Origin of the sequence: Bacteroides sp. CAG:189, assembly GCF_000432295.1 — a bacterium.
Classification (GTDB): domain Bacteria; phylum Bacteroidota; class Bacteroidia; order Bacteroidales; family Bacteroidaceae; genus Bacteroides; species Bacteroides salyersiae.
Genome location: NZ_HF991111.1, coordinates 27,252 through 53,680 on the forward strand (window position 1 = coordinate 27,252; position 26,429 = coordinate 53,680).

The window sequence follows — 26,429 nt, forward strand, 5'->3', positions numbered from 1 at the left end:
GTGATTTTTTATAAAAAGCGAAAAAACGTACCTCTATCCCTCGACTTTCTTAAAACTCTTTACGGCCCAAATATTCAGCACCAATGCAAAAGCAAGCAAGGCTCCCAACTGCGGCAACAAATCGGCCATGCCACTACCCTTCAAATAAACCATACGCATCACCTGCATCAGGTATTTCAACGGATTGAATACGGTAATCACTTGTGCCCACTCGGGCATACTACTGATGGGAGTAAACAAACCACTCATTAAAATAAGGACTAACATGCAAAACCACATAACGAACATGGACTGCTGCATAGTGGCAGAATGGTTAGAAATAACCAATCCCAAACCGGACATAGACAATACAAACAAAACCGCAAAAAAGTAGATTATCAGAAAATGACCTACCGGAGTAATGCCGTAAAGTACCCATGCCAGAATAAAGCAAATAGTAAGAACAACAAAACCAATCAGCCAATATGGAAGCAGCTTTGCCAGAATAAAAGTAAATTTACCAACCGGAGTGACATTTATCTGCTCAATAGTTCCTGCTTCTTTCTCTCCTACAATATTAAGGGCCGGTAAAAAGCCACAGATCAGAGTAAGCAACATTACCATAAGTGCCGGTACCATAAAAAGCTTATAGTTCAGATTCGGATTATACAAGTTAAGAGTAGATAACCGGCAATCGGCAGTAAAAGATGCCGGAATACCCCCTACGACAGTATCATCCCCCAATACATCAGCTTGCACAGAAAGCGTTACAGGAGAGAATGCAGACGAAGAGACTACTTCGGAAGCATAATCACGAATGATGTTGGAGAGATAAGCACTGCCCAATCCGCCTTTCGTACCGTTAACCGCATTCACTGCAATCAATACGTGAGCAGTGTTTCCACTGGTACAATTCCTTTCAAAATGATGTGGAATTTCAAGGATAACATCGGCATCACCCGACTCCACATTTCTCAATGCCGCGTCATAAGAATCCGGAAGAGCCGTAAGGCGAAAGTAAGTGGAAGCGGCAATCTTATCAACCAATCGGCGCGAAATCACCGAATGATCATTATCTACGATATTCAGAGAAATATTCCGCACTTCAAGATTCATTGCCCAAGGCATAAAAATCATGATCATGCAAGGAAAGAGCAAGATAAGACGCGGAAGAAACGAATTACGCATCAATTGCTTAAATTCTTTTTCAATAAGAAACTTGATCATAGTAAATAATGTGCCAATATGCCAATGGGACAATGTGCCAATTGGCTGGCGCTTTTAATGGGTTAATTATGTTCATTTTCTCTAATTGGCACATTGGCATATCAGCACATTGTTCCATTATTCATTCTTTCATTCTCTTAATTGGCATATTGCCCAATTGGCACATTATTCCATCATTCCAATCTGTTTTTAAACTTCTTGAAACTAATCGTAATCAGTACTATCGCCATAAATGCCAGAATAATAATCTCTTTCACTACAAATGCGACATCCACTCCCTCGATCATCAACTTACGCACAGCCTGAATGTACCAACGGGCAGGCAGTACATCGGATATCACCTGCAATACGAGCGGCATGCTTTCTATGGGGAAAATCATACCGGAAAGTATCATGGTAGGCATCATCAAAATCAATCCCGAAGCCAACATGGCAGCTACCTGTGTCCGTGTTACCGAAGAGATAAGCAAGCCCAATGCCAATGATACGAATATAAACAACAGCGATACGACAATCAACCAGAACAGACTACCTGCCACAGGCACATGCAACACATAAACCGACAACAACAGGATCGTGATCAGATTAATGAATGACAATACAAAATAAGGTACTGCTTTGGATAATATCACAAACAACGGACGGACAGGTGAAACCAACAAGATCTCCATTGTTCCGGTCTCCTTCTCACGAACAATGGATATAGAGGTCATCATTGCGCAAATCAGCATCAGGATAAGCCCCATGACACCGGGAACAAAGTTATAAGTACTCTTCATCTGCGGATTATAGAGCAACTTGACATCCGGCACGATCGTAGGAACAGAAACGCCGGCAGGCATCATTTCCTGTTGCACGGAAGCGATAATACCCGTAGCATAATTTACCTGTGTTGTTGCCATATTAGGGTCGGTGGCATCGGTAATAAGCTGTATCTCGGCATCACCGGCATAAAGCCTGTCGGCAAACTGTGTACCGAATACAATAGCAAGATCGGTATCCCCCTCCCTAAAGGCCTTTTCCACTTCCTGTGGAGAATGAAGCAACCGGGTCACCATAAAATATTCACTGGCATTGATCCGGTCGACGATGTGACGCGTCATTACGTCATTGTTAGGATCGAGTACGGCTACACGCACATTTTTCACTTCGGTAGATATGGCGAAACCAAAGAGAATGATCTGAACGACAGGCATTCCCAAAAGGATCAACATCGTCCGCCGGTCACGGAAAATATGGAAAAACTCTTTTCTGACAAAAGCTATAAACTGTTTCATTCCTTAATCTGCTTTACGGACAGCCTTGCGGGCCAGTTGCTGAAATACATCATCCATCGTATCGGCATGAAACTGTTCCTTCAGCCGAAGAGGTGTGTCGAGCGCCTCGATACGCCCGTCCACCATGATAGAAACACGGTTGCAATACTCTGCCTCATCCATATAATGGGTGGTAACAAAAACGGTAATTCCCCGGTCGGCAGCCTGATAGATAAGCTCCCAAAACTATCGGCGGGTGGCGGGATCGACTCCTCCGGTAGGCTCATCCAAAAAGACGATCTTCGGCTCATGGAAGATGGAAACGGAAAAAGCAAGCTTCTGTTTCCAGCCTAAAGGAAGGCTACGGACCAGCGTATCGCGTTCGTCACTAAAACCAAGGCGTGCCAGAAGCTCATCCGTCTTCACAGCAATCTCTTTATCTTTCATGCCATAGATACCGGCAAACAGACGAATATTTTCCCACACCTTGAGATCCTCGTACAGAGAAAATTTCTGGCTCATATAACCGATATTCTTTTTCACTTCCTCAGAATGAGTAGAGATGTCGAATCCGGCTACCACTCCCTGCCCGGAAGTCGGCTTGCTCAATCCGCAAAGCATACGCATCGCAGTAGTCTTGCCGGCCCCATTGGCACCAAGAAAACCAAAGATTTCGCCACGATTCACTTTAAATGAAATATGATCCACAGCAGTAAAGTTCCCGAATCGTTTACAGAGGTTATCCACTTCAATGACATAGTCGTTGTCGTGATGCGTTTCCTCCCGTTCCAGTCCCGGCGGACATAGGATAGCGGCAAACCGGCGCAGAATCTGTTCCGGGGTATCGATGCCGTGTATCCGTCCTTCGTGAATAAAAGCAATACGGTCGCATTGCCGGGCCTCATCCATAATGGGGGTAGAAGCTATAATGGTGATACCCTGCTCTTTGAGCCGGCGAAGCATTTCCCAAAATTCCTTACGGGAAACGGGGTCTACCCCGGTGGTCGGTTCATCAAGAAACAGGATGTCCGGCTTATGGATCAAAGCACAACTCAAAGCCAACTTCTGCTTCATTCCTCCCGACAATGCCCCTGCCCGGCGTTTCTTAAAAGGCTCTATCTGCTGGTAAATATCCTTCACCAAATCATAATTTTCCTCTATGGTAGTATGAAAAACCGTCGCAAAGAAGTTCAGATTCTCTTCGACCGTCAAGTCCTTATACAAAGAGAACCGCCCGGGCATATACCCCACTTTGTGCCGGATTTTCCGATATTCCTTCACCACATCCAGTCCTCCTACGGTAACCGTACCGCCATCAGCAAGCAACAACGTAGTCAAAATCCGGAAAAGCGTACTCTTTCCTGCCCCATCCGGTCCGATAAGCCCGAACAGTTCACCACGCTTCACCGAGAAAGAGACATCCTGTAAAGCCTCCACTTTCCCATACCGTTTACTTACCCCATCTACCACCACCTCCATCTTCATCCTATCTTCTTTCTCCATTCTCCCCTTTCCTTTTATTTCCCCTTCTCAAACACCACTCCTCCATACATTCCTATTTTCAGATACCCGTCATTTTTCACGGCTACTTTTACGGCATATACCAAATTGGCGCGTTCATCTTTCGTAAGAATCGTTTTCGGAGTAAATTCCGAACGGTCGGATATCCAAGTAACAACGCCCGGATACTCTTTTCTTTCATCATTTCCATAATCGGAAAACACCGTGACCTTTTGCCCCAACTTCACTTGCGACAGTTGTTCGGAAGTAATATATGCGCGGATATACATCTGCTCCATATCCGCCACTTTAAACAGCGGCTTACCCATCGTTGCCAGTTCGCCGGCTTCCGCATATTTGGCGAGTACCGTGCCGGCGATGGGAGATGTAATGTGACATTTCATCAACTGATCTTCCACCTGTGCCACTTGAACACCTACCGAAGAACTCTGCCAGGTAAGACTTTCACGGCTGTTAAGCAAAGTAGATCCCTGCGCTACGAGTTGTTTCTGCAATACTTCCAGATGGGCTTGGGCGTCATCCAGTTGTTTCTGATTGGCAGCACCGGCTTTCAACAGATTCTCCACACGACGTTTCTCACGCTCGGCAGTAGCAATCTCTTCTTTCAAAGCGGCAACCTGCTTCAAAATATCGGGAAGTTGGCCCTCAACTGATTTCACGCTGGCTTCCAACTGTTTTTTTCTTAAGTAAAGCTGAACGGTATCCACCACTCCCACCTGCTGCCCGGCCTCCAAAACCGTACCTTCCTCTACATCCAGCCAAAGTAATTTTCCGGATACTTCGGAGGAGACCAGCACTTCGGTCGTTTCAAACGTACCGGTTGCATCATAATCAGGCATGCCACTCCCACAAGCGGCAGTTATTAAAAGTAAGGAAAAAGTTCCTATAAGTTTCATTGACTTCATATAAAGTATATTTTAATTATTTCTATTATTTGTCTCTCTCAACCGGCATATCACTCTCCATTTATCGTATATTTCAGTTTCCAGATGTTCATCAACAACTGTACCTCGTGCAATGCTTTCGTTTGCCGGGCCATATTCTCAGAGGTGATTTCCCGAAGCATATCGGTAACAGTAAGGGTACCGTTCGCCACCTTCGCTTCGGCAGCCAAACGAATATTGGTACGCAAGCGAATTATTTCTTCGTCATCCTGCATCTGTTTCCGCATTGAAACAATATCGCTGTTCTGTTGTGTGGCCTGCAAGCGGGTGTTAAAAAGAAACACATCCCGGTTTGTCTGCAACTGTTGCCGGTTACTGGCTATCACCTTTTTATCATTCCGCAGTGTATACAGACTTCCAAAATTCCACGATAAGCGCACCCCTGCTATATAGAAAGGCGCAAACTCATCCTTCAACATATTCAGTCCCGGATTGCCATATGCCCCTTGCACAAACAAGCCCAAACGGGGAAGATAGCCAACCTTCAGAGCCTCCTCCTGTATCCCGAGTTGATTGTTCTGTGCATCGAACCATGTCAACTCCGGTCGCCGGATCTCATTCAGCAGCGAGTATTCGCTCTCTAACGGCTTCATCAGTTTTGTATCTTCCGCCAATTCCTCACCTGTCAGTAAAGACAACATCTTCAAATACGCCTGTCGCAACGAGGTAAGTTCGATCCGTTTTTGCCGAGTATTAAGCTGTTCCACTTTCACAGCATCCAGATCAGCCTGATTGGCTATTCCGTTTTCCATATAAGCACTGATCTGCCGATAACTACGCTCCAAGTCCTCCTGTAACAGACGATTCTGTATCAACTGCTCATCCAATGACAGAATGCCGAAATAAATTTGATCTACCCGTTCGTTCAGAGCATACATATCGACATTCAACTTTTCCCGTTCCACGTCAGACGATGCAAGTATCCTCTCTTTTTTCGAATGTATCTCTCCCCCATCCCAAATGTTCTGTTTCAGCTCCAGCATCACTTGATACTGATCTTTCGGCTGTCCTTTAATATCTATTCCCGGAATTTTCACAGGGAGCTCCGTCACATCGCTTTGATAACTCGCTTTGGCGGAAAGGGAAAACTGTGGCAGATTTCCTTTCGAAGCATTATTCAGATTATACTCTTTTGTTTTTTCAATAAGGCTGTATTGTCTCACCAACGGATAGTTATCCTGTGTTTTCTGCCGGCACTCCTCCAAAGTTATCTGTCCGTACATCCATGACACTACCATCAAGAAAGACAATAAAAGAATCATTCGTTTCATACTCTTTTTCTCTATTAATTTCTTTGCGGCAAAGATAGGGAAATAGAATATACAACCAGGTTCCAATTGTTTGTAATGATGTTCCATTGGTTCGATTTTCCTTGATTTTATAAAACAAGAAAGAAGAAAACTCTTCCGATATTAAATTATTCCCGTACAAATCACATTTTTTCCCTCTTCTATCCTATCTTTGTAGGAAATACGAGTGTCTTATTATGAAAGAAAAAAACGAGCCGCTTGAAATAACGCTCGAGCAATTAAAACATAGCCTGATTGTACACAACAACGAATATCGATATATAAACCCCGATTTCGGAATTGTCATCAGTTCCTCCAAACTGGAAAGTAATCTTGTCAAGGCGGGACAACCCTATCGTGCCAAAGAGGGACGGATTATCCGCAGTTTACACGGAAAAGCACGTATATCAGTCAATCTGATAGAATACGATATCGATCCCCAAATGATCATCGTTACTCCACCGGATTCTATCATCCAAATCATAAATTTTTCTCCCGACTACGATTTTCAGATGATTGCTACCAACAGCAGTTTTCTACCTATCCCCCATAAAGAAGACCTGGCCGATTCATATATGCAACAAGGCATCGTAATTAAACCGACAGATGAGGAATGGGATGAAATCAGCATGTACTTCTCACTGATTTGGAAAACTGTGCAAGAACCGGTCTTTAGACGGGAAGTCGTTCTACATCTGCTCACAGCTCTTCTATATAATATAAGGTATATACAAAGAAAGTTACGAAACAGTACCGGACAAGCCCCTTCGCACCAAGAAGAATTGTTCCGTCGGTTCATCGCCTTAGTCAACGAATACAGCAAAGAAAAACGCACTGTCGGATTTTATGCCGACAAATTATGCCTCACACCCCGCTATCTGAATACCGTTATCCATCAAGTGAGCCACCACACAGTGATGGACTGGATAAACCAAGCCGTGATACTCGAAGCACAAGTTTTGCTTAAACACAGCGATTTACTGATCTATCAGATTGCCGACCAGTTAAATTTCCCCAATCCCTCTTTCTTTTGTAAATTCTTCAAAAGAAAAACCGGAATGACACCTCAAGAATACCAAAAGAAATAAGCTCTTCCATATCGCACTACACAAATAATCAGCAGGATACTTTGTCAATCAAAAGTAAAGTTGTATCTTTGCAGCCGCTATTACGAGTTAGTAGCACTAATTCAAATCATTAATTAAAAACATTTATTAAAAATGGCAACCAGAATCAGATTGCAAAGACACGGACGTAAAAGTTACGCGTTCTATTCAATTGTAATTGCAGACAGCAGAGCACCACGTGATGGTAAATTTATTGAGAAGATTGGTACTTATAACCCAAACACCAATCCTGCTACAGTAGATTTGAATTTTGACGCTGCATTGGCATGGGTATTGAAGGGTGCACAACCCAGCGATACCGTACGTAACATCCTTTCACGCGAAGGTGTTTACATGAAGAAGCACCTCCTCGGTGGTGTAGCTAAAGGCGCATTCGGTGAAGCAGAAGCTGATGCAAAATTCGAAGCTTGGAAAAACAACAAGCAAACAGGTCTTGCTGCTTTGAAAGCTAAAGAAGAAGAAGCTAAGAAAGCTGATGCAAAAGCACGTCTTGAAGCAGAAAAGAAAGTAAACGAAGCAAAAGCTAAAGTATTGGCAGAAAAGAAAGCTGCTGAAGAAGCTGCAAAAGCTGCTGCTAATGCACCCGCAGAGGAAGAAGTTGCTCCGGCAGAAGAAGCTCCTGCAACAGAAGTTGCCGAATAAGAGTAAGCAAATTCAAAAAATTGGGATTAAAACTATAAGAATCCTCTCCGGTTTGCCGGGGAGGATTTTTTATGTTTATGACATAGGACAATTCTGCTAAATAATCTATCTCTAAAAACAAAAAGATAGTTATCAAAATAGCAAGTTTCCCATCTTCTCCTCTTCCCAAACAAAGCAGTAGACAAGGGAAGAAAAGAGATCAAGAAAGGGTATAATACTTATTTCCAACGATTTAAACTATATGATTCATTAGTAACAAAGAAACGCTTTTAACATGCTGTTAAAAGCGTTTCCTTACAGATAAGAATACTATTCTTTGCATCTATAAAATACATTTCCTTTTCACAAGAAAATAGAGTTGGAAAAAGCCGTTAACCATGTTAATTCATCGTCCCTACTTTCCTTATTGCCATTGCCCTGCTACTGATGGATCAGTTTCTTCAATTCCTGATACAGAGTTTCTGTAATTTCACCGTTCGTCGAATTGAAGAAGATTTCCTTCCCCGTTCTTTCCGTAAACACAATATAAGGTTTGCTACGAGAAGAAAGCAGCAGTAAACAATTACCTCCCTCTTTCAATTTAAACCAACCTTTGCTGATCCCACCGATCGAAAGGCCATTGAGCCGGAGAGTGATATCAGGAAGAGAATCCACCAAACGAACTCCGGCAATCTCTCCAAAAGTTCTGGTAATTCCATACATCCCCGTAAAGACCAGTCTGTCATCCTTGATCTTTATTGTAGCCGGATTCATGCCATACGCCATAAATGCAGCAATCACTGCGATGGTAAACACACTGATAGCAACCACGTACTTCGTACTTTTTTTAGGAGGATTGTGATCGAACTTATTCGCCTTGACTATCAGGTACGGAATATAAAGTATAGGAAGGAAAAGGCAATAACTTGCCCAATCGGCATGTCCCAGTCCCAAACAGATGTAGTAAGCAAGTACAGGAACCGTCCCCATACCCACCAGACTGTAACACATAAAAGCAGACAATCCTTTGACGTCCACATTCATCTTTTCTTCCTTAGACATAGTATTATATCCTGCAATAAGAATCGGGAAACGCTTTACAAGTACCCCGAGACCAATGAGGATAAAAGCTGTAATCAACACTGTAGTTTCCATAATAAAGTTTGTTTCCTATTGTTTAGTTTCAAATTTATCTCGATTTCCTATCGACAAAGAATTCCTTATTTCACCTCTTATTTCATTTCCGAAAGATAAGAATTATTCTTTGAAAAACAGAATAGAATACCCTTTTCCTAATGAAAGGTCTCAAAAAATATCTCTCAATGACAAGAGCGCTTTCATTCCTTATACATGCTATAATATTCATATACCTTTTGAGAAATCGCCGCGATAAGGGCAGCATTTGTCTTATCATCCTCCTTGGAATCCTTCACAAACACCGCTATACTATATCGGCTTCCATCCGGTAAGCGAACAAAACCCATATCATTATCGCCCGCTTTCAATCCTGATTCGTCTCTGTCAGACGAACCTGTTTTGTGCCCCAATACAACTGCCGGAGGTAATCCTGCTTTCAATTTATCCTTCCCTGTAACGGTTTCCATCATTATTTTCTCTAAAAACTCTTTATATCCGGAATGCCGGAACAAGGTTTCCGTGCAAAACTTCTCCAAAGCCCGAACTGCCGCAAGAGGAGTGGTCCAATTGAGGTATTGATATCTAAAACCTTCGTGCATATCCTCCTCCGTTGCCTCAATCTTAAAATCCGTGATACCCAATGTACGGATGTATTTATCCACTACCTCAACTCCACCGATATAGCGAAATAAAATATCACAGGCATTATTATCACTTTCCGACACGCTATATCTCAATAGCTCACCCACTGACATTTTAAACCCTCCTTTAGGGCGTGCTTCCCTTAACGGACTGTAAGTATCGGGCAGCAGATCCGCTTTTCGAATCAATATTTCCGTCGTCAACGGCAATTGTTTCCTGTCCAGATAATTCAATACTGCCAATGCCTGATGAAACTTAAAAACACTCATTAAGGGAAAATGATGCTGATTATTGTAAGTAAAAGTCTTGCACCCATCAGACACAACAGCTACTCCTACGGTTGCCTGCTTATCTTGCAACAGTTTATCAAAATCAGCTTTCAGGGGATGAGTGGCATATCCATGCCACGAAATAATCAAAAACAATGCCACAATTATTCCGAACTTCCATGAAATATTATTCTTCATACTTTCTCTATATTGTTTAATATTACAATTATTATAACTCCGCCGCCAATCACCTGCGCCTGCCTAACTCATCTTTCCTATAATCTTTGGGAGATACACCGGCATATTGCTTAAAGTATTTACCGAAAAAGGACTGTGTCGGAAAATTCAGCTGCGTAGCTATCTCCTTTATACTTAAATCCGACGTTTCCAATAATTGCTTCGCTTCCGTGATAACCATCTGGATAATCCACTGAGAAGCACTGCTACCCGATTTTTCTTTGACAATAGTTGAAAAATAGCGCGGGGAAAGATGTTGCAACCCGGCATAAAAGGTAACATCGCGTTCTTTACGATAAAAGCGATACAGAGATAACATAAAATGCTGAAAAACCACATCTTTTTTATTCTGCGACAACGGTTGCAACGGTCGATTGGTAAAATAGATGTTCAGAACCTCATAACAGATAGTCTGCCCCATAGATTTGACAAGTTCCAATGTCAGACGACGGCGCTGTATGCCCATATCCGAACACTCTTCCAAACGGATTCTGTTTTGCAAGTTCTCAAGCAAAGCTTCCAAATGTATATATTGTTCATCCGATAGAGAAACACACGGATACTCTCTGATAAACAACAGATTCTCTACATTAGTCACTTTATTGACAATCGGGATCACATAATCCAAATCGACTCCAACCATAATACCCTCTGCATCCGCACTTTTATGTAAAAGCCGCACCAAAGTAGAAGGAATATAAATGTAGAGATCACCCCGTTTTATTATATACGATTTCTCCTGCAAAGATATTTCTATCTCTCCCTGCCGACAAAGAAAGAATCCGCATTTATTTATTGTTGAAATAATCTGTCCTGTTTTAACAACTTGTGCAGTATCACCGCAGGAAAGTAACGCAAATTCAAAAGGTATTTGCTGATTAAACATTTTCTTCTATTTATATATTCAGCGCAAAATAAATACAAATCGCCAAATACAGACCTATCATTCAGTTAAAAAATAGACAAATCGAACAATTTATTATTCATATTAACCTTTTCTGTCTTGTCCGGTCGGAATAATTTTGTATTCACAAATCAACATGCTTAAGTTATGAAACAATTTTATCTCATTTTATCCGGTATCTGCATATTTTTATCAATTTCCTGTACCGGCCGTACAAAGGAAAAACAAGAGTTGCAGACAGTAAAAACAGACACAGTCACTTCCGCCGGCGAACAAACTATTTTGCAGTTTCCCGGAAAAGTAAAAGCTGCCCAAGATATCAATATTGCTTTCAGGGTAAGCGGAACCATCCGTAAAATATGTGTCGAAAACGGCACACATGTACGTAAAGGAGAATTGCTGGCAGAACTCGATCCTACCGACTATCAAGTGCAGTTGGATGCCACAGAAGCAGAGTACAGACAAATCAAAGCCGAAGCAGAAAGAGTAATCGCCCTTTACCAAGAGAATGGAACGACTCCCAATACCTATGACAAGGCAGTCTATGGCCTGAAACAGATAACATCCAAGTATCAGCACCACAAAGACCAGCTGGGCTATACCCGTCTATACGCTCCTTTTGACGGGTACGTGCAAAAACACTTGTTCAATGAGCATGAAACCATCGGAGCAGGAATGCCTGTAATCTCCATGATCAGTAGTGAAACACCCGAAGTAGAAATAAACCTTCCGGCAGCAGAATACATCCGTCGCAAACAATTTCTTCGCTATCACTGCACATTCGACATTTATCCGGATAAAGTTTATCCGATGAAATATATCAGCATTACTCCCAAAGCAAACGCCAACCAATTGTATACGATGCGCCTGCAATTGATTCCGAACGAGCAACCGCTTCCCTCTCCCGGAATGAATGCCATGGTTACTATTCATTGCGATACGGATGCGACACATTCCTTATCTGTTCCTCAAGGTGCCATCCTACAAAAAGAAGGACAAACATACGTGTTTGCCTACGACTCCATCGACCACACCGTTCATAGCCGTAAAATTACTGTCATACGCTTGCTTAGCAACGGACACAGTATTGTTACATCAGATAATTTGCAACCGGGCGAATGGGTCGTGTCATCCGGAGTACATCACATTAAAGACGGTGAAAAGGTAAAACCTTTACCACATTCCACAAAAACAAATATAGGAGGATTGCTATAATGGATATAAGTAAATGGGCATTCCAGAACCGGAATCTGATCTATTTCTTCGTGACCGTTTTACTATTTGGAGGTGCTTATTCATGTTATGAAATGAGTAAACTGGAAGATCCGGAAATAAAAGTAAAACTGGCCATGGTAGTAACCACTTATCCGGGAGCATCGGCTCATCAGGTAGAACTGGAAGTAACGGATGTGCTCGAAAAGAGCATCCGTACTATGGGCAATATAGATAATGTAGAAAGTTATTCCTACAATGACCTTTCTCTTATACAAATCGAACTGCTAAGCACCGTCAACGATGAAGATGTGGAGCAATGCTGGGACATGCTACGCCGCAAGGTAAATGATGCCCGTGCTTCCCTTCCCGAAGGGGCAAGCACGCCGGTTGTAAAAGATGACTTCGGCAATGTATACGGTATATTTTATGCCTTGACCGGCGACGGGCTCTCCGATCGCGAATTATCTGATTATGCAGAACTGATCAAACGAGAGGTCAGCGACTTGGAAGGAGTAGACCGGGTGGAGCTATACGGAAAACGCGCCGAATGTATCAATATATCCTTATTACAGGATCGCATGGCCAACTTAGGAGTTAAACCCGCCGAAGTTCTTGCCACACTCAACGGACAAAACCAAACCACCTATACCGGTTATTACGAAAATGGCAAGAATCGCATTCGGGTGATGGTAAACGATAAATTCAAGACAGTAGAAGATATCGGCAAAATGCTTATTCAAGGGCATGACGACGATCAACTTCGCCTGCGGGACATTGCACAGATTGAAAAAGACTATGAAAACCCGACACGTAATGAAATGTTCTACGACCGGGAACGGGCGCTCGGCATTCTAATTGCAGCTTCCAGTGGTTCAGACATCATTAAAGTAGGCAAAGAGGTGGAAACAACATTAGCCAAACTCCAAAGTCACCACCTGCCTGCCGGTGTAGAATATCATAAAGTTTTTTATCAACCGGAACGTGTAGGCGATTCATTAGGCACTTTCATCATCAATTTGATAGAATCCGTAGCCATTGTTGTTTTGATTCTGATGATAGCCATGGGATTTAAGAGCGGTCTCATCATAGGAATCAGCTTAATTGTCACGGTTTTCGGTTCGTTTCTCTTCCTTCACTTTGCAGGGGGAACAATGCAGCGTGTGTCTTTAGCAGCATTTGTACTGGCTATGGGTATGTTGGTCGACAATGCCATTGTCATTATCGACGGTATATTGGTAGATCTCAAAGCCGGCAAGAGCCGGATGGAAGCAATGACCGCTATTGGCCGACAGACAGCTATGCCACTTCTAGGCGCCACGCTCATTGCCATTATCGCATTCCTCCCCATCTATATGTCACCCGACACGGCAGGAGTTTATACCCGTGATCTTTTTATAGTCCTGGCAGTCTCCCTTTTACTGAGTTGGGTATTGGCATTAATTCATGTCCCCTTGATGGCAGACCGCGGATTACACCCGAACGTAGAAATCAGTAATTCGGGAAAACGTGAATATAAAGGACGTATTTATGCTTTTCTACGCACCTCTTTACGGTTCGGCCTTGCCCATCGCTGGAGTTTCGTATTTGCCATGATCGGCTTGTTAGCCCTTTCTATTTTCGGCTACGGATACATGCGTCAGGGATTCTTTCCCGATATGGTCTACGATCAGCTCTATATGGAATACAAACTGCCGGAAGGAACCAATTCCACGCGTGTAGCCCATGATCTGGCAGAAATCGAAAATTACCTGAAAGGCCGTAAAGAGATTACACATATCACGACTTCCATAGGAGGAACACCGGGACGTTACAATCTGGTACGCAGTGTTGCCAACCCCTCCTTGGCATACGGTGAACTCATTATCGATTTTATATCCCCCGAAGAGCTTGTCAGTAATCTGGATGAAATTCAAAATTATTTATCACAACAATATCCGGATGCCTACGTCAAATTAAAACGGTATAACCTGATGTTCAAAAAATATCCTATTGAAGCACAGTTCTTAGGCCCCGACCCGGCAATATTACGCCAATTGGCAGACAGTGCCCGCAGTATCATGGAAAAGGCTCCGGAAGTATGTCTTATCACTTCAGACTGGGAACCCTCGGTTCCGGTACTTACCATAGAATACGATCAGCCTACGGCTCGCGCGTTGGGGCTCAGCCGGAACGATGTCAGTCTTTCTTTACTTTCTGCCACAGGCGGAATTCCTATCGGTTCCTTTTATGAAGGCATTCACAAAAACAATATCTATCTCAAATGCCTCGACGAAAAAGGTCATCCCATTGAAGATTTGAGTAATGCACAAGTATTCTCATCATTGCCTTCTTTGAACGGACTATTGAATGAAGAAACAATGGTAAAGTTAAAAGCCGGTACACTTTCTAAAGAAGAGCTGGTAGAAAAACTGATGGGAAGTACCCCACTCAAGCAAATCAGTAAAGGTATCGATGTCAGATGGGAAGATCCCGTAGTGCCCCGATATAACGGGCAAAGAAATCTGCGTGTACAATGTTCTCCTACTCCGGGATTGGAAACGGAACAGGCACGACTGGCCATTGCCCGTGAAATTGAAAAGATACAGTTGCCCGACGGATATTCACTCTGCTGGCAGGGAGAAAAGATAGCCAGTACCAAATCCATGAAATATCTATTCAAAAACTTCCCGTTGGCAATTATCCTGATGATAGCCATTCTGATCATGCTGTTTAAGGATTATCGTAAACCGCTCATTATCTTCTGTTGCATTCCGTTAGTTTTTGTCGGTGTAGTGGCTATCATGCTGCTTACAGGGAAAACATTCAATTTCGTGGCCATTGTAGGCACACTGGGGCTAATAGGTATGATTATCAAAAACGGCATCGTATTAATGGACGAAATCACATTGCAAATCAATAAGGGAATAGAACCTGTTACGGCTTTAATCGATAGCTCCCAAAGCCGCCTTCGTCCGGTAATGATGGCTTCTCTGACTACTATTCTCGGAATGATTCCACTATTGTCAGATGCAATGTTTGGTTCACTGGCAGCATCCATCATGGGCGGTTTATTATTCGGAACGCTGATAACCCTGCTTTTTATCCCTGTTCTATATGCATTATTCTTTCACATAAAAAAGACAAACGAATGAAACGAATATCTATAATTATTACAATATGTTCTCTGTCCTGCCCGTCGCTTTTCTCACAAGAAATGCTGAGTTTGGAGCAATGCAGAGCAATGGCATTGAAGTATAATAAAGAGATGGCGGCTTCCATCCGCCAAACAGAAAGTGCACTTTACACCGTAAAGAGCTACAAAGGTAATTTCTTTCCTAATTTTACAGCCAATGGAACCGGAATATACAGCAATGCAGATGGCGGTTACAGTTCCGGCAGCGGCAACTTACCGGTTTTCTTGCCGGATGCTACCGGACAATTTCTGCCTAACGGCGGCTTTGCCTATTTTCCCGGTATCGATTTGAACTACAAAATAGGAGCAATCTACATGGGAGGTATCCAAATGGAACAACCACTCTACATGGGAGGAAAAATCAGTGCTGCCTATAAAATGTCTGTATTAGGAAAGGAAATGGCGCAAATGAATGAAACACTGACTGCAACCACCGTTATCCTAAAAACAGACCAAGCGTATGCACAAGTAGTAAAGGCCAAAGAAATAAAAAAAGTAGCCGACATGTACAATACTGTGCTTACAGAGTTACACAAGAACGTTGCAAGCGCACATAAACACGGGCTAAAGCCCCAAAATGACGTTTTAAAAGTACAAGTAAAGCTAAATGAAAGCGAACTGAATATCCGGAAAGCGGAAAATGCACTACGACTGGCCACAATGAACCTCTGTCACCTCATTGGGAAACCACTAAATACGGATATAGCCGTATCGGCTGATTTTCCAAAGATAGAGCAAGATGTGGAAGTTCAAATAACAAACATTGCCGCCCGCCCCGAATATAGTATATTGAGCAAACAAGTAGCTATTGCACAGCAACAAGTAAAACTAAATCGCAGTGAATTATTACCCAAAGTCGGTATCAAAGGTTCTTATGACTACGTTCACGGATTAGATCTGAACGATCAGACACTACTGGATAAAGGCAGTTTTTCTGTCTTTCTGAATGTGAGTATCCCACTTTTCCACTTTGGCGAACGGAGCAACAAAGTGCGTGCCTCCAAGGCCAAATTAGAACAATCCCGGCTGGAACAAGAGAATATGAACGAGCAGATGCTGCTGGAATTGACACAAGCCGCCAACAATCTGGATGAAGCCCGTCTGGAATGTGAACTTTCTAACCGTGCTCTGGAGCAGGCCGAAGAAAACATGAAAGTAAGCAAAAGCCAATATGAAGTAGGACTTGAAAACCTATCCGACCATTTGGAAGCACAAGCGTTATGGCAACAAGCTTACGAGACTAAAGTAGATGCGCATTTCCAACTCTACCTAAGCTATATCGAATACCTGAAAGCATCGGGAACATTGCAAAACAAATTCTGAAAGAAAAGAGCATAACAAATAAAGAATTACCAAAGCCCGTCTGGCAGCACTATCTATGCATGCAACCCGACGGGCTTTTACCGTTTTTATATCCTCATCCAATTATCTTTGCATATCTGTGCGGGACGAAAGAAATGAAAAAATAGAATATGATTAAAGTAAAGACATCAGTTCCTCGATATCCTCTACAATATAATCTGCTCCGGCCGTCATCAGCTCCTCCCGGTCACCATATCCATACAGCACACCGATAGAATCAATGCCTACCGCTTTCGCACCTATTATATCATGTTTCCGGTCGCCAATCATCACTACCTTACTTAAGTCCGTAATTCCATTCTCACGTATCACATACTCTATCACGTCTGCCTTCGTATGCCGCGAACCATCCAATCCGCTACCACCCACAAAGGAAAAATAACCGTCCAAATGAAAATGTTTCAGAATAAGCTTGGCAAAAACATCCGGTTTAGAAGTAGCCATCATCAACTGATATCCTTTTCGCCGAGCTTGTTCCAGAAGTTCGGCCATACCCGGATACACTTCATTCTCATAAAGTCCTGTTTCCGAATATCGTTCCCGGTATTTCTTCACCGCCTCTTCTGCCTGCACTTCCGTAAACTGATAAAACTCTATAAAAGAATCCTTCAATGGAGGACCTATGAAAGGACATAGTTCCCGGAGATCATTCACAACAATGCCAAAATGATTCAAAGCATAAGCTACGGAACGGGTAATACCCTGCATAGGGTCGGTAACGGTACCATCCAGATCAAAGAAAAGGTATTGGTATTTCGAGAATAAATTAAATGATTGCTTCATTCTTCTTTTATTATATATTACGCGAATATAAAGCAAATCTGCCATATATCCCGTAACACGATACAAATAAAAATGATGCTATCTTAAAAATATAAAACATAAAATTGGCACCATAGGTTACAATTTAAAATCATATCCAATAGATAAAGAAACACCATTAATTTTCTGAAGAGAAACTCCCTCTAATACTTTTGTACCCCAAAAGTAATATCTATATTGGAGCTTCACAGGAATCCAAGTTTTTCTCACTTTAATAGCTATACCTGCTCCCAAAGTAATACCATAATAGTATTTATTATAGTCTACTTCATTAGCATAATCATAGTGGCTCTCTAATTTATTCTTACACGCAAATTGTAGACCATGAAAAAATCCCACTTCCAACAATGGAGCTACTTTATCAAGTGTAAAACGATTCTCATAAGTATAGTAATTTATAAAAGATAACGTAGAAAAATCCATTTGTTCTGAGCCTTCTTCATGTGAAGATATAGAGATTCCGGAAAACTCCAATCCAACATGAATTAAATTTCGATCTGTATATTTACTCATACTTCTGGAAAAAGCAACTCCTATTCCAGGCGCAAAGCTATTCCTATCAACGAAGTTATTAAAACCCACCTTACAATAATTCCCTATTATATAAGGAGTTAAAAAGCAACGGGAAGCCACCTTCTTTTCCTCATAATTAGTGCAAACAGATTCATTACAAATAATATCATGATATTTCTGAAACAATGCTATCCATTGATCTCTATCTGAATCTATTTTATTTATGCTTTCCTGTAATTGAGGATAATCCGAAAACAAATAATTCAATTTAGCTTTATTCTGTCGCCTTATGATGTCTCTATTGTCAGATTTAGAAGGATCAGACAACTCCATCATTGTTCCGGAAGCCTCTTTTACAATATATGCAGCATAACCCTTGGGAAAATCCGTACATTTTTTTACATCCAAATAATAAAGATCTATTATACCAGAAAGAAGCGACTGAACAAAAACACGTTGCTTTATTTTGAATAGTTTTATATCTTCAGAGACAAAGAGAAGCCCTGATTCATAACCATAAGCAGTAATCTGTTCCGGAGAATAAACTTTATATTCTACCTCTCCCTGCTGACGATAAAAGCATTCTTTCCAGTCTCCTGTACCATCACGATAACCCAATTCCCCATAAATAGTATCAGATTCGTTGGTCACAACATATCCTTTCATCCATTCTACGTTTGCAGAATAAGAGACACAAGAAAAAAAGATAAAAACAATAATAAAATACACTCTGTTTTTCATACCATTAGTTTTTTAAATACTATATACAAATGTAGTGAAAAATTTTACATCCATCGATAGAAGTATATATAAAATTTTAATTGCTTTATTCATCATATATTTCTTGAGAGTATCCAACTCATAGGGTTAAAATTTGGTTTTACCTCGTTTTTATGTACCTTTGCCGCATGACAAAGACTATTAAATCGGATTTGGTGTTGTAAACAATCTGTGTTTCACGTACAGATTGTCCTTTCGTATGCTCTCGGATCATTCTTTTCGGGAGTGATTTTTATACCCTTATAATTTCAATTTTTAATCTGCATACAATGGCGAAAGCTTTGTGATGCTTCGTTGTGTATGCAAAATACATTAAGACAATGAGTAACGAAAATAAAACCATTCACGATTTCGAACTAAAATTAATCTGTGACTTTTTTTCCAATATGGAACGGCAAGGGCCCGGAAGCCCCGAAGTAACCCTAAAAGCATTAAGCTTCATAGACGGTCTCACCGACAAATCCCTCATCGCCGATATCGGGTGCGGCACAGGCGGGGAGGGAATTGGGGGAGGACGGCGGGGGGGGGCGGAATGGTATTGGCTCGGCAGTTACAGGGACAGATCACCGGACTCGATTTATTTCCCGACTTTATCGATATATTCAACCGTAATGCCAAACACCTCGGTTTGCAAAATAGAGTGAAAGGCATTGTCGGTTCAATGGATAACCTTCCATTTCAGAGCGAGGAATTAGACTTGATCTGGTCGGAAGGAGCCATCTATAATATCGGGTTCGAACGGGGACTGAATGAGTGGCGCAAGTATTTGAAGAAAGGAGGATATATTGCCGTTTCCGAAAGTTCGTGGTTTACCGACGAACGTCCTGCGAAAATCAATGACTTCTGGGTGGATGCGTATCCGGAAATAGATACAATTCCCAATCAAGTGGCCAAGATACACAAAGCAGGGTATCTTCCCGTCGCCACATTTATTCTACCTGCCACCTGCTGGACGGAACATTATCTTGCGCTAAAAATTCCAGCACAGAAGATTTTTCTCGAGAAATATGCAGGAAATAAAATTGCCGAAGAATTCAGTGCACTTCAATCCATTGAAGAAGAACTGTATCGTAAGTATAAAGATTTCTACGGTTATACATTCTTTATTGCAAAAAAGACAGGACTATAATTCATTCCTGTCAATGTTCGTAGACGGAAAAGGTAAGCATAAGGTAAATCGCTGATACGAACTTAAACAGTGCAGGTATTCTTCAAACAAAGAAAATACCTGCACTTATCTATTCTTCTACGATCCACCGTTCTATGTTCCGTGTCTTTCCGCTAAAATTCACTCCTATCTTGAATAATTTACGGCTATCTGTCTGAAAAGGCTGTATATAATGCTTTTCATTAATTTGTTGCAACGCTTCTTCGGCAGTTCCATCCAATTTGAATTCCATGACATAAATAAAATTATCGGTCTGGAGAACTAAGTCTATACGCCCCTCACTGGTACGATATTCCACTTTCGTGTAAAAGCCCATCAACTTGAAAACGATGAAAAGAACATTCTGATAGTGTAATTCCTGTTCGCGGATAATCTCATAAGTAGTATCGGCAAAAAAGCTTTGCAGACGGCGAAAGAAAGAATCGTAATCACCGGATTCCACTTCACGAACAAATTTCTGAATCTCAAACGGGGCTTCCACTTTAGTAGTTTTGGCATAGTAAGGAAGCAGAAAACGCATGAATCCTTCTTCTACTTCACGGTTTGGGAAACCTAATCGATAGATACCAAAACGAGAGTCATACTCCTTAATAGTAAGATAGCCGCTCTGATAGATAACCGGAATGGGATTAGTAGATTCCGAATCAATGCTATTCAACACATCGGCATCCGTCTCTACATCTGCCATACGTTCCAAATTATAATGATGTCGTTTCAGAAGTTTCACCAGATAAGTAGGCGTACCTGTTTCAAACCAATAATTACTGAATTTATTATACTTAAACGTATTAAGCAAGCTGAACGGATTGTAAATACCAATTGTATCTTCCACAAAATGGTAGCCATCATAGCACTCTTCCAACTTAGCACAAGCCTGTTCGTAGGTCATTTTTTGGGCCACTGCCAATTCATGCAGTTCTGTTTCCAGATTCGCATGAATTTCCTCTTCGGATATTCCACACAAATCCACATAAGGCTCACGCATAGATATGTCATCCAGATTATTCAGATCACTGAATACGCTTATCTTACCAAATTTAGTGACTCCCGTCAGCATCGCAAATTTAATATACCCATCCTTACTTTTCAAAGCCCCATAAAAAGGCTTTAAGGCATTACGATAGTTTTCCTGCAATTCCGGATTACCAATAGCCTGCAACATAGGCTTGTCATATTCATCTACCAGAATCACGGTCCGTTGTCCGGTTTGCTCACAAGCGCGTTGAATGATACCGGCAAAACGCAAAGCAAGAGAAACCTCAGACGGGCGGCTTCCATATAATTCTTCCCAATGCGTCAAATGATCGTTCAATATCTGATTCAGACTTTCCGGAGCATCATATTTTCCAATATTAAGATCCAAGTGCAGTATAGGGTATTTTATCCAATCCTTTTCCAACTTATCGATCGCCAGTCCCTCAAATAATTCCTGCTTTCCTTGAAAGTAAGCTTCCAAAGTAGAGATAAGCAGGCTTTTACCGAAACGACGGGGACGATTCAAAAAGTAATAACAACCCGTTTTTGCCAATTGATAAACCAACGCTGTCTTATCAATATAAAAATAACCGTCTTTACGAATCTTCTCGAAACTCTGAATACCGATAGGATAAATTTTATTGCCCATATTCCTCTCCTTTTCTATAACAACAAAGGTACTTATTTTCTATTTACTTTCAATCTTTTCAAGAAAATGCTTTTCTCTTTCCACAATCAAAGAACCTGTATTACAAAATAGAAGTGTATACATTAATGTCCGGACAAAGTTCATCCAGCCTAAACAACGGTATCGCTAATGCATACTAATCTTTGAACCGTGTATCACGAAGCTCCCAAAAAGCGACGGCAGCCGCAGCAGCCACATTGAGCGAATCGACCCCATGCGACATAGGGATACGGACTACATAATCAGCTTCGGCAATCGTTTCAGGTGAGAGACCGTCACCTTCAGTACCCATCACGATAGCTAATTTGGACTCAGAAGCCAAAACAGGATTATCAATGGAAATAGAATGATCCGTGAGTGCCATGGCAGCCGTGCGGAAACCCAATTTACCCAAATCCCTAAGAGAACCGTCCAACCAAGTCCATGGAACAAGGAAAACTGCCCCCATCGATACCCTGACTGCACGACGATTCAATGGGTCACAAGAATTGCGTGTCAGCAATACAGCATCTATTCCGAGAGCGGCCGCCGAACGGAAAATAGCTCCAATGTTGGTAGCATCAACAACACCATCGATCACGACGATGCGCCGGGCTTCCCGGCATACTTCTTTCATACTGCGTATTGCGGGGCGACGCATAGCACAAAGAACACCACGTGTCAGAACGTAGCCGGTCAGTGTAGCAAGTAATTCCCTATTGCCCGTATAGACAGGCACATTTTCGCAACGTTTAATAATGTCGGAGGCATCACCGGTGATATGCTTATACTCACACAAAATGGCTAAGGGTTCATAACCGGCATCCAAAGCTCTAATGATGACCTTCGGGCTTTCCACGATAAAAATACCCTTGTCAGGCTCGATACGATTACGCAATTGAGCCTCGGTAAGAGTACAGAACATCTCAACTCCAGGATGAGATAAAGAAGATATTTCAATAATAGGCATATTCTTAAGTAAAAGTAATTATCCGGTAAATACGATTTTCACTATAAATGGTATTTGGTAGTTATCAGTAACGTATCGCACTCTACAGGAATTAGCCCTGTAAAAGCAAAAACCAGACTGTACCAGTGACAGATTTTGTCGTAATACATCTATTAAACTTTTTAAATCACAAAGATAAAGAAAAGAATGCTTTTATTATTTATTCAATATAAGTTCTATTACATATAAGTCCGTAATTTCGGATATGTATCGTACACCCCATCAATACAATTAACCATATTCAAATTATCAAAAGAAGATAGACAGTTAAAAAGAAAACCCATTATTAACATTCCAAATTAACAATAAAGATTGGCTATCTAAAAGTATATATCATTCCCCTACAAAACTGTATACTCCTATACGTCAGAAGTATACAGTTAACACAAGAAAAAGAGCATACTTTTACAACGACCGAAGAATCACTCATATATCACTCTACAACAAGCGATTACACAAATAGCAAAGAAGCACAATCAACCTCATCGCCAACTCTCGAGAAATTTTATATTTGCTTTTTCAACAATTATGTACCTGTCAGGAATGATATTACAAAAGAGGAACAAAAACAAATTTCTTTCCTGTACCATTACATATAAAAGAAATAACAATAAATGTAATGTCATCCACCAATATATGTAGTGTCCCGCCACCTATATTGTTATCCACACAAAGCCTGACCTAGCGACCTGTTTAAATTTTCTCTTAAAAGTTTTTATCAGCTTATTTTGAGCAAAATCCAGGCAGCTTCTAAAGCTCTCTAATCACTTTCTAATCTCGTCTGAGTGTATTATAATCCCCTTCGGAATGCCTTCCGGAAGGAGAGTTTTACTTTTGCCCCAAAATTAAAAGTAAGAATGAAAAGGCTGATTATTATTTTATTGCTCTTATCCGTTTACGGATTTCTGCATGCACAGGAAACTACGGCTTTACAATTATCACTGAAAGATGCGGAAAAGATATTTCTGGAACGCAACCTGTCACTGATTGCCGAAAGATACAACATCGATATGGCTCAGGCGCAAGTAACGCAGGCACGATTATTCGAAAACCCCGTCATCTCATTGGAACAAAACGTGTACAATCGTCTGAACGGCAAATACTTCGATATGGGGAAAGAGGGGGAAGCCACTGCCGAAATAGAGCAGGTGATTAACCTGGCCGGACAACGCAACAAACGGGTACGGCTGGAAAGGGTAAACAAGGAGATAGCCGAATATCAGTTTGAAGAGGTATTGCGTACTTTGCGCAGCGAACTGAACCGGACTTTTGTAGAAATCTGCTTCTCCACCCGCTCCATCGGGATATACGACAAAGAGATAGAATCCCTCGGACTGCTGATGCAGGCAACTAAAGAGCAACAGAGCAAAGGAAACATCTCGCTGCTGGAGAGTTCACGATTGGAATCCTTACTGTTATCGCTCCGTAAAGAGAAGAACGAACTTGAAAACAATCTCGTCGGCCTGCACGGCGAATTGAACCTGCTGTTGAGCCTTCCTACGGGTCAAGAGGTAACATTACTGCTGGATGATGAGATTCTGAAGCAGGTGGATGCGGCAACGGTCTCTTTCACGGATATGAGCCGGATGCTTTCCATCCGTCCCGATCTGAAAATGGCTCATGCCAGCGTCGCAGCCGCTCAGGCAAACCTGAAACTACAACGGTCGCTGGCCGCACCGGAGTTCTCCATCAAAGGGATGTACGACCGGGCGGGAAACTTTATTGATAACTACTTCGCCATAGGAGCCAGCATCTCCGTACCCATCTTCAACCGTAATCAGGGAAACATCAAATCGGCCAAACTCGACATACAACAAAATGGCAAGGAAGAGGAATACGCCATAGAGAAAGCACGTATGGAACTGCATGCCGCCTACATCCGATTGCAGAAAGCAGTGGAACTGTACCGCTCGTCCAACGATGAACTGGAACATAACTTCGGCCGTCTCATCGAAGGGGTGAACGAGAACTTCCGGAAAAGGAACATCAGCATGCTCGAGTTCATCGACTATTACCAGAGTTACAAAGAAACCTGCCTGCAACTGCACGAACTGAAAAAAGAGGTATTCCTCGCTATGGAGAATTTGAACACAATTGTCGGACAAACCGTATTTAACTATTAAACTCAATATGAATCGCATTCTACTACCCGCCTGCCTCTGCGCTGCGCTATTAAGTGCTTGTGGCGGACAAACAGAAGCTCCCCAAGAAACAACCCGGGAACTTTTTCTTACAGACAGTTTACAAAACGTAGTATCGGTGGACACCGTACACATACATGAAGTGGCCGATGAGTTGACGCTTAACGGCAGGGTCACTTTCAATCAGGAACAAGTGGCACGCGTATTCCCCATCTTCGGGGGAACGGTGACCGAGGTTTCTGCCGAAATCGGCGACCATGTACACAAAGGCGATATACTTGCCGTCATCCGGAGCGGTGAGGTAGCCGATTATGAGAAACAGAAAAAAGAAGCCGAACAACAGCTCATCATCGCCCGGCGCAACCTGCAATCCGTGCAGGATATGTTCGCATCCGGCATGGCATCGGAACGCGATGTGCTGCAAGCACGCCAGGAACTGAGCAATGCCGAAGCGGAAGAGAAGAGAATCACGGAAATATTCTCCATCTACCACCTTGCCGGCAAATCCCTTTATATAGTGAAAGCGCCGGTATCGGGTTTCATCATCGAAAAGAATATCAATAAGGAGATGCAGATACGTTCCGACCAGAACGATGAGATGTTCGTCATCTCCGGACTGGAAAACGTGTGGGTGATGGCGGATGTATACGAAAGCAACATCAGTAAGGTGCACGAGAACGCTCCGGTACGGATTACCACCCTCGCCTACCCCGGCAAGGAGTTCACCGGAAAGATAGACAAGGTGTACAACATGCTGAACGACGAAAGTAAAACGATGAACGTGCGTGTGAAGCTCACCAACGAAAACTACCTGCTGAAACCGGGCATGTTCACCAACGTATCCGTAATCAGCAGATCGTCCGACAAGCAACTGCCCCGCATCGACTCGCACGCCCTCGTGTTTGAAAACGGAAAGAACTTTGTAGTGACGGTGGATGCCGACGGCAAACTCGCCGTAAAAGAGGTGGAAGTATACCGGCAACTGAGCAAGGAGTGTTATCTCTCATCGGGGGTACAGGAAGGAGACCGGATTCTGAACAAAAACGTATTGTTAGTGTATAACGCACTGAATGCAGATTAAAGGGAGGAACAGACGATGCACAAGTTTATCGATAACATTGTAGCCTTCTCACTGAAGAACAAGTTTTTTATCTTTTTCTGTACCACGATAGCCGTTATCGCCGGAGTCGTGTCCTTTAAGCATACACCGATCGACGCCTTTCCGGATGTGACGAACACGAAGGTCACCATCATCACCCAATGGCCGGGACGAAGCGCCGAAGAGGTGGAGAAGTTCATCACCATCCCTATCGAGATAGCCATGAATCCGGTACAGAAGAAAACGGATATCCGCTCTACCACCCTCTTCGGGCTATCGGTGATCAATGTGATGTTTGAAGATCAAGTGGACGACTTCACCGCCCGCCAGCAAGTATACAACCTGCTGAACGA

At 42.3% G+C, this 26,429-nt stretch carries 19 protein-coding genes and 2 pseudogenes; 9 read left to right on the top strand and 12 right to left on the bottom strand.

Going from position 1 to position 26,429, the window contains the following annotated elements:
• Positions 1-33: 33 nt before the first annotated feature.
• From QVP90_RS15405 to QVP90_RS15425, 5 genes and pseudogenes are all read right to left on the bottom strand, one after another.
• Positions 34-1,206 carry an ABC transporter permease gene (locus tag QVP90_RS15405; protein ID WP_025819190.1) on the bottom strand — a complete coding sequence of 391 codons (1,173 nt, stop codon included), beginning with the start codon at positions 1,204-1,206 and terminating at the stop codon, positions 34-36.
• 173 nt (positions 1,207-1,379) lie between these two features.
• A complete protein-coding gene (locus QVP90_RS15410; RefSeq protein ID WP_005931268.1) occupies positions 1,380-2,483 on the bottom strand; it encodes an ABC transporter permease in 1,104 nt (367 codons plus the stop codon).
• Positions 2,484-2,486: 3 nt separating this feature from the next.
• Positions 2,487-3,947: pseudogene (locus QVP90_RS15415) on the bottom strand (ATP-binding cassette domain-containing protein).
• 32 nt (positions 3,948-3,979) lie between these two features.
• A complete protein-coding gene (locus QVP90_RS15420) occupies positions 3,980-4,888 on the bottom strand; it encodes an HlyD family secretion protein (protein WP_005931262.1) in 909 nt (302 codons plus the stop codon).
• A 50-nt stretch (positions 4,889-4,938) separates the two neighbouring features.
• On the bottom strand, positions 4,939-6,198 hold the full coding sequence (locus QVP90_RS15425; RefSeq protein ID WP_044094045.1) for a TolC family protein: 1,260 nt from the start codon (positions 6,196-6,198) through the stop codon (positions 4,939-4,941).
• A gap of 215 nt (positions 6,199-6,413) precedes the next feature.
• Here QVP90_RS15425 and QVP90_RS15430 point away from each other — a divergent pair, with 215 nt between their 5' ends.
• The gene (locus QVP90_RS15430; RefSeq protein ID WP_005931257.1) at positions 6,414-7,304 is read left to right on the top strand and encodes a helix-turn-helix domain-containing protein; all 891 of its coding nucleotides are present in this window, start codon (positions 6,414-6,416) and stop codon (positions 7,302-7,304) included.
• 132 nt (positions 7,305-7,436) lie between these two features.
• A complete protein-coding gene (locus tag QVP90_RS15435) occupies positions 7,437-7,985 on the top strand; it encodes a 30S ribosomal protein S16 (RefSeq protein WP_021936925.1) in 549 nt (182 codons plus the stop codon).
• 420 nt (positions 7,986-8,405) lie between these two features.
• Here the strand turns inward: QVP90_RS15435 and QVP90_RS15440 are convergent, their stop codons facing one another.
• The 3 genes from QVP90_RS15440 to QVP90_RS15450 all read right to left on the bottom strand — a co-directional run bounded on the left by QVP90_RS15440 (position 8,406) and on the right by QVP90_RS15450 (position 11,135).
• On the bottom strand, positions 8,406-9,119 hold the full coding sequence (locus QVP90_RS15440; protein WP_007481282.1) for a DUF3784 domain-containing protein: 714 nt from the start codon (positions 9,117-9,119) through the stop codon (positions 8,406-8,408).
• 182 nt (positions 9,120-9,301) lie between these two features.
• Positions 9,302-10,210, bottom strand: coding sequence for a class A beta-lactamase, subclass A2 (gene bla / locus QVP90_RS15445; protein WP_021936926.1), 909 nt, complete (start codon positions 10,208-10,210; stop codon positions 9,302-9,304).
• Between the two features lie 49 nt (positions 10,211-10,259).
• A complete protein-coding gene (locus tag QVP90_RS15450; RefSeq protein ID WP_007481286.1) occupies positions 10,260-11,135 on the bottom strand; it encodes a helix-turn-helix domain-containing protein in 876 nt (291 codons plus the stop codon).
• A gap of 165 nt (positions 11,136-11,300) precedes the next feature.
• On the opposite strand from QVP90_RS15450, the gene QVP90_RS15455 reads away from it, so the two are divergent.
• From QVP90_RS15455 to QVP90_RS15465, 3 genes are read left to right on the top strand one after another with little or no spacing between them, the layout of a single operon-like run.
• Positions 11,301-12,368 carry an efflux RND transporter periplasmic adaptor subunit gene (locus QVP90_RS15455; RefSeq protein ID WP_005931248.1) on the top strand — a complete coding sequence of 356 codons (1,068 nt, stop codon included), beginning with the start codon at positions 11,301-11,303 and terminating at the stop codon, positions 12,366-12,368.
• The gene (locus QVP90_RS15460; RefSeq protein ID WP_021936927.1) at positions 12,368-15,499 is read left to right on the top strand and encodes an efflux RND transporter permease subunit; all 3,132 of its coding nucleotides are present in this window, start codon (positions 12,368-12,370) and stop codon (positions 15,497-15,499) included. Before QVP90_RS15455 ends, QVP90_RS15460 begins: the two co-directional genes overlap by 1 nt.
• Positions 15,496-16,863: a TolC family protein gene (locus QVP90_RS15465; RefSeq protein ID WP_021936928.1), complete on the top strand. Its 1,368-nt coding sequence runs from the start codon at positions 15,496-15,498 to the stop codon at positions 16,861-16,863. The genes QVP90_RS15460 and QVP90_RS15465 overlap by 4 nt, the downstream gene beginning before the upstream one ends.
• A 153-nt stretch (positions 16,864-17,016) precedes the next feature.
• Here the strand turns inward: QVP90_RS15465 and QVP90_RS15470 are convergent, their stop codons facing one another.
• Both QVP90_RS15470 and QVP90_RS15475 read right to left on the bottom strand, forming a co-directional pair.
• A complete protein-coding gene (locus QVP90_RS15470) occupies positions 17,017-17,685 on the bottom strand; it encodes an HAD family hydrolase (protein ID WP_021936929.1) in 669 nt (222 codons plus the stop codon).
• 117 nt (positions 17,686-17,802) lie between these two features.
• Positions 17,803-18,978: a hypothetical protein gene (locus tag QVP90_RS15475; RefSeq protein ID WP_021936930.1), complete on the bottom strand. Its 1,176-nt coding sequence runs from the start codon at positions 18,976-18,978 to the stop codon at positions 17,803-17,805.
• Between the two features lie 359 nt (positions 18,979-19,337).
• Here QVP90_RS15475 and QVP90_RS15480 point away from each other — a divergent pair.
• Positions 19,338-20,146, top strand: a pseudogene (locus QVP90_RS15480) (class I SAM-dependent methyltransferase).
• A 109-nt stretch (positions 20,147-20,255) separates the two neighbouring features.
• On the opposite strand, the gene QVP90_RS15485 reads toward QVP90_RS15480, so the two are convergent.
• Both QVP90_RS15485 and QVP90_RS15490 read right to left on the bottom strand, forming a co-directional pair.
• Entirely contained in the window at positions 20,256-21,809 is a 1,554-nt protein-coding gene (locus QVP90_RS15485) for an ATP-binding protein (RefSeq protein WP_021936932.1), read from the bottom strand.
• A 175-nt stretch (positions 21,810-21,984) separates the two neighbouring features.
• Entirely contained in the window at positions 21,985-22,797 is an 813-nt protein-coding gene (locus QVP90_RS15490) for a TrmH family RNA methyltransferase (RefSeq protein WP_021936933.1), read from the bottom strand.
• Between the two features lie 896 nt (positions 22,798-23,693).
• On the opposite strand from QVP90_RS15490, the gene QVP90_RS15495 reads away from it, so the two are divergent.
• The 3 genes from QVP90_RS15495 to QVP90_RS15505 form a co-directional block, all read left to right on the top strand.
• On the top strand, positions 23,694-24,959 hold the full coding sequence (locus QVP90_RS15495) for a TolC family protein (protein WP_021936934.1): 1,266 nt from the start codon (positions 23,694-23,696) through the stop codon (positions 24,957-24,959).
• A 7-nt stretch (positions 24,960-24,966) separates the two neighbouring features.
• Entirely contained in the window at positions 24,967-26,058 is a 1,092-nt protein-coding gene (locus tag QVP90_RS15500; RefSeq protein WP_021936935.1) for an efflux RND transporter periplasmic adaptor subunit, read from the top strand.
• Positions 26,059-26,073: 15 nt separating this feature from the next.
• A partial coding sequence (locus tag QVP90_RS15505) for an efflux RND transporter permease subunit (RefSeq protein WP_288204707.1) occupies positions 26,074-26,429 on the top strand: 356 nt, incomplete at its 3' end.